The sequence below is a fragment of the Pseudomonas sp. 91RF genome (genome assembly GCF_003576265.1).
GTDB classification, from domain to species: Bacteria; Pseudomonadota; Gammaproteobacteria; order Pseudomonadales; family Pseudomonadaceae; genus Aquipseudomonas; species Aquipseudomonas kribbensis.
Genome location: NZ_QWFC01000012.1, coordinates 60,929 through 74,454, shown reverse-complemented (window position 1 = coordinate 74,454; position 13,526 = coordinate 60,929). Strand labels below are relative to the sequence as shown.

Genomic DNA, 13,526 nt, shown 5'->3' with positions numbered 1-13,526 from the left:
TACGGTTTCTGGCTCGGCCTTACTGGTCGTTGAACAACTTAGGCGCCAACAGGGGGAGGACCTTGTTCGCCTTTTCAGCGCCATGAGACAGCAGGCCGCCACCCTGGCTTGGCGCCTTCATCAGCAGGCCGCGCAATGCATTGCTGTTCAGGGCTGAATTCGCCCCTCGGCCGGCAGCTATGGCTCCGCCAAACAGCAATGGTGATACGAGCCCAGAACCAGCGGCGCCAATACCGCCGAGCATGATCCTCTGCATGGCACCATGAGGACTTTCCTGCGATCGCAGGAACTGCGCGCTGATGTCAGCGAGGTCTTGAAGCTCAGGGTTGCCGATGTTTTTCATATTGGCCAGTCGGGCGATTGAGATGTTCCCCTCTGCGCCGTTCTGCGCCATCTTCTCCAGATCGAGCATCGTGCCGTACTGTTGACGAACCTTGGCGAATGCCGCTGCGTCTTCCGGGGTTAGCGAGCGATTCAAGGCCCCCATCAACGACCTGCGAAGGTCGCTGGCGTAGTAGGCTTCCGGGCTGTTGCGCTGGCCGATCCTGTCGAGAGTTTTCTTGATGTTGTACGCGGCTTGACCGTCGATCTCGCCGTTCTGAGCCTTGCCCAGGATCTCTTCGATCTGCTTCTGGATGATGCTGGCCTGACCGGTTTCAAGCTCGCTGGAGGCACGCAAACCTTGATCGACAAGTTCCTGCGTGAATTGCGGATCGACCTTTACCTTGTTGCTCTGAAGGACGCTTTCGAATTTCGATCCCAAATCATCCTTGGCATTTCGCAGAGCCATGTTCACATCGGTCGAATCCTGCCCTACCGTTCTACTTACGGCGCGATTCAGTTGGCCCTGCATGTTTGAAAGCGTGGCAGACCTACCACTGAACGGCATGTATTCCAGAGACGCGGCCAGGGCGTTCAGAGGCTTGCTATTGACGATGCGATCGCCGGGGATGTTGATGCCAAGGTCTTGAGCTTTTTGTGCCAGTGCGCTGACAGCGGGTTTAACCTCTCCACCGCGTAGCGCCCTCCCAAGGCTTCGGGTGCTCCCTCCAACAACTGCTGTTGATCCTGGGATAACGCCGCCAACTATCGCACCAATACCAGCATCTTCTGGATTCACAAGACCGGCAGAAGCACCACCAATGATAGCGCCACCGACAGCGCGAGTTGCGAGGCCTTCAAGGCCTTGCATGCCGCCAGCGCGAAAGCCACCCGATCCGATCGACTCTATCAAGGGTGCGATCTTGGCGGCGCCTGGAAGCATCGCGGCGCCCTTGGCAAGCATTCCGCCGGCCCCAGCCGTACCAGCGATTTCAGTCCCAAGCTTGCCGCCCTTGAATGCCATCGAATCTGGTTGAGCACCAAGCTCCTGGAATGCCAGATCCATATCCGCCCGGCGCTGACGGTTCGACTCCAGCGATAGACCCTTCCCAGCGCGCAGGTCCTGCACGATGTCGTATGGCGCTACGATCGTGGCGCCAATAGACCCAGCGCCTCGTAAGGCGCCTGCCAGGAGGTTGCCAGAATCCTGCATCAGCTCCTTGCCGGCGTTTTCAGGCAGTAGCGGCATAGTGCCGCCGAATCGGCCAGCCATGTGCGGCGCTGGCTGCACCGTGGGGCTGATCGGAATTTGTGGTGCCTGCACCGGTTCAGTCGAGTAGCTCTGACTATGCATCGCTGTTTGCTGTTGAGGCTGAGCAGGCACCGATGGCGTCATAAACTCTTTGTTCAGCTCAGCAAACGGATCGCGCTGCGAGCCAGCTTGGGCAACCTGACTGAATTCACGGTTCAAGTCCGCAAACGGGTCGTCCCAGACGATTCCGGCCGGGTCGATCTGCGGCGCGTCATCCCACTGAATCGAGTTCGGATCAATGCCATGCTCGAGTCTCCCCGTTGAAATACTGGATCGGATTTCATTCATGCGACTAAATCCCCCATAGGTAGCAGAGGGCGTCTTTCCGCAAGGGCGATCAGCGCCGCGTTCGCTTCTACGCTTCCCGAGTTGGCTGCGTTGCGCAGACGTTCATATGCGGCGGCAATCTCTGCGCGCGTTGGCTTGGTTTGGTGGCCTCGGGTCTTGGTGCTCATAACTCATTCTCCGATGCAAGGTTATAACCTAATATTAGCAGATTGGGCCTTATCTGTATGTTTGAACAGTGGTTTTTTGTGCCGTTCGTCCTGCTTTAGTTTGTATCCTGGGAGTTGCGCTCGGGGCTGGGCACTTGCCAGCTCCGAGCTCTTGCTCTTCCTTTTCGGGTCTGATCTACGAGCGCCTCTCTTGGCTTATCAGTTGCCCGTCAGAAAGCGGCGCGGCACCCATGTTCCTGGCGTGCCAGATGCAACGCAGGTCCAGCCCTCGATCACGTATTTGGAGCCAGAAGTGCCTAACTCCGACGGCGCCGAGTTCTTCACGGAGTCTCCCTGCATCCAAGGTCCGCTGGTAGGCGCAGCGGTGAGCGCAGAGTAGAAGGCAGTTATGCGACCCTCTGCGAGCTGATTAATCTGGTTGACGTGCTCACGCAGCACGCGCAGTAGCAATGGGTCAGTGATGCCAAGTGGAGTCGAAAGGTGATTGGTCGTGGATGGGATAGTCATATGTGTTTCCTGAAAGGCGCCTGCTTGCGGCGGTTTTTGGCTGAGTAGGGCGGATTGCCCCGGTGGCATTGCTCGTTGTCGCGCGCACCTAGACGTGCGCTTCCATCGGTGTGTTTTCGTAGTCGGAGCGCAGATGAGCGCCCTTTGTGCAATGGCGCCCGGTAGGCGCGTAGCAAGCTCGACACACCATGATGTGGTTCAGGTATAGATCACGGGCGTGACGCCACTCAGGCGTAGCGGTGGCGGCGTTTGCGTGTGAGCCGGTGATGAGTTGAGCAGGGCGATCGATCCGAGTAGCCACCACCAGGCGCGGACTTGGTCGACTATTCACTTTTGGCGAGTCTGTACTGGTAGCGGCCGGAGGCAGGTGATCAAGCAGGGCTGAGAGGAGGCTCATGTCGTCACCTCGGTCTGATTGCTCCATTGCCCATATGTGTCTCTAGAAAAAATCGGGGGGAACGGGGGAACAGTGGGAACAGCCAGTGTTTCCGGGGCTTCCACAGGGGGATTCCGTTCCCCACGTTTTTTTGTGGGGAACAGTGATAACCAGATGCTCAGAAATGGCGGGGGACTTATATTCAAAAACATGTTTGTGTTCCCCATGTTCCCCAAACACCAAATAAGGGGGAACAGCTACAGGCCGCGTATTTACGGGCTGTTCCCCCGTTCCCCCTGTTCCCCACGTTTGTAGGTTCCTGTGAAGACGGGCATTCGTCTCTAGTATTGGTGGAAGTCATGCGGCACCGCCTTCGCTGTCCAGGGCTTCCGGGTCGATGACGTACAGGCGCGCCGAGCCGCCGGCGGGGATGCGATACTTTTTGGTCTTGCGGCTATCCCGATCACTGTCTCGCTTGGCTAGGGCGCCGCCAACTTCTAGCGCCTTGATCACGCGGGTTAGGCCGAATCCGTGAGCGGCCTCGGTGAGTGCGGACTTGTTGAACAGGTAGAGTCGTTTGCCGGCCACCAGCTCCCAGTAACCGGCGCGGTTGAACACCTTGGCGTCGACTTCCGTGGCGTCGACATCGGAGAACCGGCTGCTGCCGTGCTTGTCGATGAAGTCGATGATGCCTGCCAGGATCTGGCGGTCTTCTGCGTTACCGCCGCCGACACGAGCAAGCCATTCGCCATAGAGCAAACGGCAGTCGGCGAGGGCGGTTCCTTGTTCCCAAGGCAGCAAGCCGAAAGCGGTGGCCATCTCTCCCGCAAGTGCAATCACGGCGAACCGATCGGCGACACGCCCGGCCTGGGCGTTGTCCTCGACGAACTGGGCGCGGATACCATCGAAGTCACTGAGCAAGCCGGACTTGTCGTCAGCTGCGACCAGACGCTCGACGAAGGCCGGACCAAGATGTCCATGGTGGGCGCCTACCGCGACGGTCAGTTGCCGGTGGAAGTCCGCCCCCTCGAGGCCATGCAACTCATCAAAAGCACGATGCGTGCGAGTGCCGGCGTTCACGTCGACCATGCGCAACTCGGCGCCGGCGTGGGCGGCATTTCCGGATATGGCAGCGTGCTCAGAGAGCGATCGCTCGCCGCTGGAGAGTGTCAGCAGACGCCAGCTCAGTTTGCCTCTGGCTTCTCGCTCCCGGGTCATGGTGCCCTTGCCCTTGCCATTGGCGAGTGAGCACGCCATTTCCTGCACCCGTTTAGGGTCAGCACGCTTGATCTCGTCCAGCGGCAGGATGGTGTCGTTACGGCTAGACGCCTCGATCTCAAGGCCGCCCTTGGTCATGTCCCAACTGGCGGCGAACACGCCCGGGTCACCCCACACCGACGATCCGACCAGTTGGGCCAGAGATTTGCCGCTCGAGCTGTCACCTACGAGGTGAACCCCACCACCCAGCACGCCGACCAAACTCAGCAGCGGGCCGGCCAGAGAGCAGCCGATTGCCAGAGTCAGTACCGGATTACCTGCGCACTTGGCTGCTACCTGCGATTGCCACTGCGCCAGCTCGCCGCGTTGGCTGAAAAGCACCTGGGCTTTGTTGCTGGCCTGATATCGCACGTTGGCGGCGCCGATCGTCTGCCCGGGCAGTACGAATGCACCAGACTCGTGCCAGCCCGGCCGGCTGGTGGTGGCGAACACTTCGGCGGGGTGCTGGTCGAGCAGATACTCCATGAACGTGCTGCGCTTTTTAAGGGCGATGATGACGCCCATACCGAACAGGGCGCGCCGGGCATCCTCGCCGCTGCCGCCGAAAACCTCCATGGCAATGATCCACTCCTTGATCCCGCCCTCGGTCACTAGTCGGAGGAGCCGCCCCTCGCTACCGTCGTCACTGTTGGTGGTGCGCGCCACGACCATGACCGGGCTTGAGATCCACTCATCGCTGATCGGCCTGTCGGCGGCGTCGTTCTCGGCATCGTCCTGGTCCGCAGCGGTGCGCTTGAAGCTGTGCCAGTAAACGCCCGGGCGAAGCTTGCGGCCGTTCTCGTTGATCACCCAGTGCTCGTATACCGCCCAACAAGGTCGAGCAGGTGAGATAGTTGCGGCCTCTGGCCGAAGGTTAATCACGTTGGTATCAGGCTTGGCCATTGGCGAGCTTCCAGTTTGCGAGATCGTTGAAATCAGTGAGGTCAGCCGGCGCACCTTCTGGCCATTCGGGGAACGCCACTTGAGCGCCCACTGCCGCCGCCGCTGCGTTCGCTGCAGTGCGTCCCGGGTTTCCATCAGTGAGTCGGTCGTCGTCGCCGGCAATAACAAATGGCTGGTCCGGGTAGCGCGAACGAAGCCCCATCGCCGCCGGGAGCAGGTTTCCCGCGTTCATGGCAGCGGCAACGGCATAGCCCCCGTGTTGGTGAAGGCTGGCGCCTGTCGCCCATCCTTCGCATATGCAGAGCACGGAGCCGGGCTCGATGATGCCTAGGGGCGAGTACGTGCCTTTCACTCGCCCACCGGGCAAGAAGCGCTTGGCGCCGTCTGGGGCGATTCGCTGCAGATTGACTAGTTGGCCATCGAGGTAGAGCGGTACGAGCAGATCAGCGCCGCGCTGGCGCAGACCGTGGGAGCGAACTCCTTTGGCGGTGAGGTATGGGTGATCAGGTGCTGCGCGTCGAGCATTTCGCCACCAATGATTCGCCTTCTCGGCGGCTTTCTGCTGGCGACGTTGTTGTTCGGCCTCACGCTGGCGCCGAGCCTGATCAATTCGCTCGCGGATCTGCGCGGCCTCGTGAGCGTCTACCGGTTCGCGGCTACACCAAGTGTTGGCAGCTCCAGACTTCCAACTGCCAAAAGCACCAGAGGCGATACCATCCAGGTACAGGACATACCAACCATTGAGAGTGCCGGGCTTGTCGTCTGGGACGCGGAACCGGTGAATGCTGCCATCTGGCACAGGGAGCCAATCAAGCGGGCCATAAGTCGCCTGGAGCGCATCACGGAACAGGATCGCTGCGTCATCCATGACTGGCGCTCCCTGCGAAGGCCCGGCAAACCCGTCCATTGTTCACGGCGTGCCAGTGCGTGATGTCGTCGATGGATTCAACGAGACAGGCTGTCACCTGAGCGTCGACGCTACGCATAACCACGCGCCCGCACTCGGCGTCAGACTCCGTCAGGAACGGGCCAAGCAACGCCTTTAGTGCTTTAGGATGGGTCACGTAGAAAAGCTCTGTGGCTTTTCCCGGGCAAGCCGATCCCGTTGGCGCTGGCGCGCCATTTTGAATTTTCATGTGCTTAAACCTTTATCGAATCAGCAATTCAAGGGAGTCAGCGATGCTGTGCGCTGGCGAGAATCGAGTCGCGGTCTGTCAGGTAAACGGAGCTGCGTCGCCAAGTGGCGGACGCTTGGTTGCCCGAACAGCATCTGGTTGACCTGAGCCTCTTTGTCACACCACCGTTCATGATCCGGGCCGTTGCCTATGCGATTAATCAAAACCCATTCCGGTAGCTGTCTACGCGCTCGCATTTCGCTGAGCATGGTCCACCACGTCAGATAGCAGGTGCGCTCCAGCTCCATCAGATCAATGAGCCGCTGACGCTCATAGGTGCATGGATCAAGATCATCTGACGGTTGGATCTCATCGACGCCATATAGCGTCCGATTGACGATGCTTCTCGCGATCAATGCCCGCTCATAGTCGGCATCGCTACCAAATCCTTTTGCTCGAACCCACTCCGGCAACTCGTTGGAAATGCGCAACTGATTGAGGACACTCCACCACTGAGCCGCATGTTCCCGTTCGGCATTGAGTGCAGTTGAAAGTAGGCTGCTCATTGGGCACCCCCTTGCACAGCGATCAAGTCGTCGAGAAGTTCCGCCCAGGCCATAGCAGTGTGCTGAGCGAAAACTGCAGTAACTCGTGCCACGAGTATGTTGATCGAAGGTGAGGCGATCAGGGCGAGGGAAAGCGCGAGCAGCTTCAAAATTTCCTGAACGTCCCGTATGTCTTCAACGCTGATTTCGGTCGATAGAGCCGGAGTGTTCATTTGGCACCGCCTTGGCGATTGCCAAACTGGATAGGCGCGGTGGACGAATCAACCAGCGCCTTGGCTGCGGCCATCAAAAGCCTGATACCAAATACCTCGTCGACGCCAAGGCCGTTATCAATGGCTTTCGTCAGCATTGCATCGCCTGCCGCGAGGAAGCAGCTCGCTTCGTGTAGCGCATCGACGACAGGAACGCCGGCTGAGACGGCAAAGAATGATCGCGTGCCCACAGTGTGAAATTCCGAGGCGTTTGTGAGCAGCGGGGTAACCTCCAGCTCGGTATGAGTGTTCATTGCACACCTCCAGCGGCTTCCAGGCTGCGGGCGATGGTGATCTTGGTGTTGTAGCGGGCGAGACGAGAGAAGAGGGATAGGTTTGCGCGGAGAGCGCTCAGGGCCATGTGGCGATGAACAAGGGCGCGAATTGCGGACGGAGTGATGGTGTGGTTCATGGGGGTAGCTCCTAACGTTGAGGAGCTGCCACTTTTCGCGGCCAAGCGAAGATGGGTGGCAGCTGTACGCGGGTTGGCCGACCGGGACGTTAGGAACCCGGCACACCCGAAGGTGTCCCACGCACAGCCGCCATAACACGATTGTGCGGACGCAAAAAAAGCGCCAGCAATCGGATGGTGGGCGCTTGTGCGCCTAACGATACTCGACCGGCCAAGGTCGGTCACGGGATTTACCGCGACCCTTGAACCATAGCGCTGACGCCCCATCCGAGCAAGCGAAGTTTGCGACCGAATATCGCTTGGCATGAGCATAGCCATCATACGGGCACCCCGGCAGGCGGATTGGTGCTCAGGTAGTAAAGAGCTATGCGGGGATGCTTGCGGCCTTGGTCGTCGGTCAAGTCGAGACGATGGGTGAGGATCTTGTGCCCGAGCGCGCGCAGTTCGTTGATGCGAGCACCAGGGCGAACGATGTTCAGCTCGCGAATAGCGGTAAACGTATCAATCGGACCGGCTCTCAGGCGCTCCAAAAGGCGAGCACGTTGAGCGGTTCCGCTGGTATTCTCTACGTGAGTATTTTCGTGGCTGGCCTGTTGGTCGGCCATTTTTTTGTGTGTCATTTACGCTGCCTCCCCACGCAGTGCGATGCGCTGGCGAACCCAGGCCTGTACCTCAGCCAAAACAAAGCCAACAGGCGAGCCGCGCGACTTACTGTCGCTCAGAGGCACAGGGCGCGGGAAAGTCGGATCGTCTTTGAGGCGCTTGTACACGGTAGGACGTGCGAGCCCGGTGATTGCTTCAAGGTCCGGCATGCGGATTAGGGTGATCGATGGGTCGAACGTGTGGGGCGAGTGATCAGTAGCTGGAGATGGTTGCATGGCCTTGTGTTCCGCTATTGGTTTAGACGGAATACAAAGTAAAAGCGCATGAATAGGGGGAGAAGTCCGGGCAGCGTGCACACTGTACAGTTTGCGCGTATTCCGTATCAGTCTGCGCGCAAACAGTTCCTGTTCATTTGGCTTTTTCGAACTCGGCGATCCACGTATAGAGCGTTCTTTCTTTTTCGATCCCTAGCCGTTTCGCATTGATGCGCACGTAGTCGGCCCTGCTGTGGTAGCTGGTTTTATTGGCTTCCCAGTCCGATAACGCAGCTTCCTTCTTTTCATTCATGCTTCTATGTCGAATGCTGGCTGCTTTTTTCGCCGCTAGAGATACCTTAGTCTTCGCGAGCTCATCTGCCCTGGCAGGAAGACTGTTATCGAACTTGCGGATTAGGTCTGCCTCGCGGCGTTCCATATCCCGTAACGCTTCCGCGCGGCAAACAATCTCGACGATGTCTGGCATTGCTTTTGAAATCCCAGACATCCGAATCATCGGCACGTCTTCTCGAAGGATTTCCGGCAGGTCTAGGTCATCTTTATAGGATCGAACGGCATATCCGATTTCTTGAAGGGCGAGCACTGCTAGATATTCGAAAGGCTTCGCACCGGGCAGTGATTCATCGTCGAGATCAAATTGTTCCAGCACTGCTTCCAAAGCCGCAAGCGGGCTAGTGTTCTCCTCGTTTGGATAATAGAGCTCGGATGGGCTCATGCGATAAGAGTAGTGTTCGATGAAGAGCCGAAGGCCAGCCTCTGTGCGATCTTCATAATCGAGGTAGCCCAGAATATGGCCGCCATTTTCGACTTGTTGCTGAATCCAGCTGCTTTTTTCCCAGCGGAAATACTCCTCAGTCATCCACGTGATGGTGTGACCGGCCTCTTTCATTTGGGCTACCGTACGGCCCCGAAGGAGGTACTTCGCTCTGCCATGAAACTCCTCAAGTCGATCGTGCACCATATACGGCACCTTATCGCTGAAAACGTCGAACTCCTTCACCTTGCTCACAGGGCTTCCTCCTGTTGCGCCTTTTTCGATTGCCGTCCGAAATCTCCTTGCACGACGACGCCGCCGGCCAGACCGTCCAAGTAGTTTGCATACCATTGCATCATCGTCGTGCGCTGCGGCAAGTACTGCGCCTTGTTGTAAACGCCTGCGACGCCGGGCTTCTTGTGCGAAAGCTGGGCCTCGATATGGTTCTCGTCGAAACCATTTTCGTTGAGCACCGTCGATGCAATATGCCGGAACCCATGGCCAGTTTGCCGACCTTCGTATCCCATCCGACGCAATGCCATGAGGAACACCGTGTCGCTCCGCGGTTTGGTGTGATCGCTGCGACCTGGGAAGAGAAGGGGATAGTTGCCGGTGTATTTGCGCAACTCCTCCAGCGCCTCGATCGCCTGAGACGAAAGCGGGACCAGATGCTCAAGGCCTTTCTTGCGACCTTTGCGCTCGACGGGAATAGTCCAAATTTTCTTGGCAAAGTCGAACTCAGACCACCGCGCCTCGCGTAGCTCGCTGGGGCGCACGGCGAAGAGACTCAGAAGGCGCAGGCCTAGGCGCACGTCATGGGCATGAGGGTAAGCGGCTATGGCGCGGATCAGGCCAGGCAGTTCATCAGGAGAAACGTGGGCGTAGTTCTCGGCCTTGCCGGACTTGAGATATTTTTGCAGACCTTCAAGCGGGTTATGAGTTGCCCGGCCGGTTACTCTGGCCAGGTCGTAGGCATCGCGGCAGTACGACCGTACACGGCTCATTTGCTCAAGGATTCCCTGCTGCTCCATGCCGCGGAGAAATTCCATCCACTCAAGCGGAGTGATATCGGCATAGGGACGTTTACCGAACGCAGGGAAGACGTGACGCTCCAGTGAGCCGATAATTCGCTTCGCGGTGCCCGCATCCCAGTTGGTAATGCGTGAGGCATACCACTCACGGGCCAACGGCTCGAATGTTTCGCCTGCGATATCTCGCTCCGCTTTTTTGCGTGCTTGTTTGGTGATGATCGGGTTTTTCCCATCGGCGGCGTCGGCGCGGAGTTCGGCAGCTTTCTGCCTGGCTACCGATCCACTCACCTCTGGGTAACCGCCCAGCCCAAGCCACGACCATTTCCCATCGGGCTTCTTGTATCGAAGCTGCCAGGACTTCTGACCGTCAGTTTTCACGCGGAAATAAAGGCTGTTCCCATCGAGCTCGCGATATTCCTTGGCATCAGGCTCTAGCCCGGCCAGCGCGGTGTCGGAGAGGGGGCGGCGCTTGATCTCTGAACGCTTCATCTGACCTGTATCCCTTCGGTTCAATTATTTGTCGAGGATACACAGCGGGATACACGGAGGGAAGGTATAGGGGGATACAAGGAGGGATAGCTAGAAACAAGAAAGCCCGCACGAGGCGGGCTTCTTGTTTTGATTTATAGACATCCTGAGACATCTGTAAATCGGTACTTGGTGGCTACACAGGGACTTGAACCCCGGACCCCAGCATTATGAATGCTATGCTCTAACCAACTGAGCTATGTAGCCAAGTGGCGCGCATTATTCCCCTGAAATGGAAAAGCGTCAAGCGTAAATTTCAAAATTTTTTCTACGCTTTCAACCGTTTATCAAAATCAGGCGTTCAACAGTGGCGAAGGGCAGCGCTGGAACCAGCGACTGGCCTGCTCATACGCGTGCGCCAGTTGCAGAACGGCGAAGTCTGCCTGATGCCGGCCGAGGATCTGCAGCCCCATCGGCAACCCCCGGGCATTGAAGCCGGCCTGGACGTTCGCCACCGGGCAACCGGATAACGTGCCGGGAATCACCACCTCCATCCAGCGATGATAAGTGTCCATGCTCACGCCCTCGATCGTGGTCGGCCACGGCTGCGATTTGTCGAACGGGAAGACCTGCGCGCTGGGCAGCAACAGATAGTCGTACTGTTCGAACAAGCGTGAGATCGCCCGATACCAGTCGCTGCGTACCACCGAGGCGGCAAACACTTCGCTGGCCGAGAGCTTCAGACCGTTTTCCACTTCCCAACAGGCTTCCGGTTTCAGCAGCGCCCGTTTCTGCGGATCGGCGTAAGCCGCGCCCAGGGAGCCGGCGACCATCCAGTGGCGCAAGGTGCGCCAGCTGCTCCACAGTTTCTCAGGGGCAAATTCCGGACGCACCGGCTCGATATGGCAACCCAGGCTTTCAAAGTCGGCAAACGTCTTTTCGCACAACGCGAGGATGCCGTTCTCCATGGGTAAATACCCGTTGAAGTCGCCGAGCCAGCCGATCCGGGTGCCGGTGAAGTCGCGCTCCAGCGGTGCAGTAAAGACCTCTCCGGATTCACGGATCGACAACGGTGCCCGGGCATCGCCGCCGGCCTGCACCGACAGCAGCATCGCGGCATCGCGCACACTGCGCGCCATGGGCCCTTCATAGCCGAGTTGATCGAAGAACAGATCGGCACTGTCGTCGAATGGCACTCGCCCCTGAGACGGGCGGAAGCCGAAGATGTTGTTGAACGCTGCCGGGTTGCGCAGCGAGCCCATCATGTCGCTGCCATCGGCCACCGGCACCAGATGCATCGCCAGTGCCGCCGCCGCGCCGCCACTGCTGCCGCCTGCGGTTTTGCTCGGGTCATAGGCGCAGCCGGTGGCCCCGAACAACGGGTTGTAGCTCTGCGAACCGAGGCCGAATTCCGGGGTGTTGGTCTTGCCGATGATGATCGCGCCGGCAGCCTTGATCCGCTCGACCATGATGCCGTCACGCTCAGGTATGTAGTTTTTGAACAGCGGTGAGCCCAACGTGGTGCGGATGCCGCAGGTCAGCGACAGATCCTTGATGGCGTGGGGCAGGCCGTGCATCCAGCCCCGGTATTGACCCCGGCTCAGTTCTGCGTCCCGTGTGTCGGCCTGGGCCAGCAGATCTTCCGGCGCCTGCAGGCTGATCAGTGCATTGACTGACGGGTTGAACCGGTCGATGTGGGCAAGATAGGTCTGCATCACTTCGCGGCAGGAAACCTGACGCAGGCGAATGCGTTCGGCGAGCTCGATGGCCGGCAACAGGACCAGTTCGCTGATGTTATTGGAGTTCATGACGACGGCGCCCTTCAGACGGCTGGAAAGACGCCCCGGCCTCGTGCCGGGGCGGTAGAAATCAACGCATCAGGTTGGTCCACAGACGATCGGCCAGACGGATCGCGCCTTCACCGCAGGTTTTGCTGAACACCACGTGGGTGCCCTCGGGAATATGCAGTTCCGGTGCATCCTTGAGATTCGCATCGAGGAACGGTTCGACGCCTTTGATCGGGCTCTGATGCTTGAGGAAGTTCTGGGTCATCGCCGAGTTTTCCGGCTGGCTGAGAAACGCGATGAACGCCTTGGCATTCGCCGGGTTCTTGCTGCCCGCGGGGATGACCATGTTGTCGACCCAGGCCAGCACCCCTTCTTTCGGGTACAGGTATTTCAGGCTCGGTTTCATCTCGCGGGCGCGCATTGACGAACCGCCCCAGAACATTGACATGTCGATTTCGCCCGAGGCGAGGTTCTCGCGGATCGAGCCGGCCTTGGAGCTGTAGGTTTTGACGAATGGCTTCTGCGCCTTGAGCAGCGTGAGGATCTGCTGCATCTGTTTCGGGTCCTCGCTGCACAGCGGAATGTTCAGGTACAGGCTGGCCATGTCGACCATGTCGCTGACCGAATCGAACATGTTGATCCGCCCCTGCAACTCGGCCGGCGGCTCATAAAGCACCTTGTAGCTGTCGGCCGGGCCTTTGTAGCGGCCACTGTCGAGCACCACGCTGGTGGTGCCCCAGATGAACGGCACCGAATAGGCGCCTTCCGGGTCCCAGCTCGGTTTTTTCAGGTTGTCGACCACGCTGGCGTAGTAGGGCTCCTTGACCGGATCGAAACGCTCCAGCAGGTTTTCCTTGATCAGGATCGGAATGAACTGGTGCGAGGGGATCGCCACGTCGTAACCGGCACCGCCCTGCTTCAGCTTGGCCAGCAGCGTCTCGTTGGAGTCGTAGGAGTCGACGGTGACTTCGATGCCGGTCTGCTTCTGGAATTTGGCGAGAATCTCCGGTGAAAAGTAACCGCTCCAGCTCACCACGTTGAGTTTTTCGGCGGCCTGAACATTCCCGGCCATGACCAGCGGCACAGTCAGAAACAACGAACTACCGACGCTTTTTATCCACTTGCTCATGCTA

14 protein-coding genes and 1 tRNA gene are annotated in these 13,526 nt (G+C 58.7%); all 15 read right to left on the bottom strand.

The window, feature by feature from the left end; genetic code table 11:
• Positions 1-19: 19 nt before the first annotated feature.
• A complete protein-coding gene (locus DXT77_RS02445) occupies positions 20-1,921 on the bottom strand; it encodes a hypothetical protein (RefSeq protein WP_119426490.1) in 1,902 nt (633 codons plus the stop codon).
• A 1,407-nt stretch (positions 1,922-3,328) separates the two neighbouring features.
• Positions 3,329-5,131 carry a DUF927 domain-containing protein gene (locus tag DXT77_RS02430; protein ID WP_119426487.1) on the bottom strand — a complete coding sequence of 601 codons (1,803 nt, stop codon included), beginning with the start codon at positions 5,129-5,131 and terminating at the stop codon, positions 3,329-3,331.
• Positions 5,118-5,999, bottom strand: a complete 882-nt coding sequence (locus DXT77_RS02425) for a toprim domain-containing protein (protein WP_119426486.1) — start codon at positions 5,997-5,999, stop codon at positions 5,118-5,120. Before DXT77_RS02425 ends, DXT77_RS02430 begins: the two co-directional genes overlap by 14 nt.
• Positions 5,992-6,267, bottom strand: a complete 276-nt coding sequence (locus tag DXT77_RS02420; protein WP_119426485.1) for a hypothetical protein — start codon at positions 6,265-6,267, stop codon at positions 5,992-5,994. Before DXT77_RS02420 ends, DXT77_RS02425 begins: the two co-directional genes overlap by 8 nt.
• Before the next feature lie 20 nt (positions 6,268-6,287).
• A complete protein-coding gene (locus DXT77_RS02415; protein WP_119426484.1) occupies positions 6,288-6,812 on the bottom strand; it encodes a hypothetical protein in 525 nt (174 codons plus the stop codon).
• On the bottom strand, positions 6,809-7,024 hold the full coding sequence (locus tag DXT77_RS02410; protein ID WP_119426483.1) for a hypothetical protein: 216 nt from the start codon (positions 7,022-7,024) through the stop codon (positions 6,809-6,811). The genes DXT77_RS02415 and DXT77_RS02410 overlap by 4 nt, the downstream gene beginning before the upstream one ends.
• Positions 7,021-7,317 (bottom strand): DUF3077 domain-containing protein, encoded by a 297-nt coding sequence (locus DXT77_RS02405; protein ID WP_119426482.1) that lies wholly within the window; start codon positions 7,315-7,317, stop codon positions 7,021-7,023. Before DXT77_RS02405 ends, DXT77_RS02410 begins: the two co-directional genes overlap by 4 nt.
• The gene (locus DXT77_RS29865; protein WP_178083435.1) at positions 7,314-7,475 is read right to left on the bottom strand and encodes a hypothetical protein; all 162 of its coding nucleotides are present in this window, start codon (positions 7,473-7,475) and stop codon (positions 7,314-7,316) included. Before DXT77_RS29865 ends, DXT77_RS02405 begins: the two co-directional genes overlap by 4 nt.
• A 317-nt stretch (positions 7,476-7,792) precedes the next feature.
• Positions 7,793-8,095, bottom strand: a complete 303-nt coding sequence (locus DXT77_RS02400) for a helix-turn-helix domain-containing protein (RefSeq protein ID WP_119426481.1) — start codon at positions 8,093-8,095, stop codon at positions 7,793-7,795.
• Entirely contained in the window at positions 8,096-8,353 is a 258-nt protein-coding gene (locus DXT77_RS02395; RefSeq protein ID WP_119426480.1) for an AlpA family transcriptional regulator, read from the bottom strand.
• Positions 8,354-8,486: 133 nt separating this feature from the next.
• On the bottom strand, positions 8,487-9,362 hold the full coding sequence (locus DXT77_RS02390; RefSeq protein ID WP_119426479.1) for a hypothetical protein: 876 nt from the start codon (positions 9,360-9,362) through the stop codon (positions 8,487-8,489).
• Positions 9,359-10,627, bottom strand: coding sequence for a tyrosine-type recombinase/integrase (locus DXT77_RS02385; RefSeq protein ID WP_119426478.1), 1,269 nt, complete (start codon positions 10,625-10,627; stop codon positions 9,359-9,361). Before DXT77_RS02385 ends, DXT77_RS02390 begins: the two co-directional genes overlap by 4 nt.
• 169 nt (positions 10,628-10,796) lie before the next feature.
• Positions 10,797-10,873: transfer RNA gene (locus DXT77_RS02380), tRNA-Met, on the bottom strand.
• Positions 10,874-10,959: 86 nt separating this feature from the next.
• Positions 10,960-12,414 carry an amidase gene (locus DXT77_RS02375; RefSeq protein ID WP_119426477.1) on the bottom strand — a complete coding sequence of 485 codons (1,455 nt, stop codon included), beginning with the start codon at positions 12,412-12,414 and terminating at the stop codon, positions 10,960-10,962.
• A gap of 61 nt (positions 12,415-12,475) precedes the next feature.
• Positions 12,476-13,522: an extracellular solute-binding protein gene (locus tag DXT77_RS02370; RefSeq protein ID WP_119426476.1), complete on the bottom strand. Its 1,047-nt coding sequence runs from the start codon at positions 13,520-13,522 to the stop codon at positions 12,476-12,478.
• Positions 13,523-13,526 lie beyond the last annotated feature (4 nt).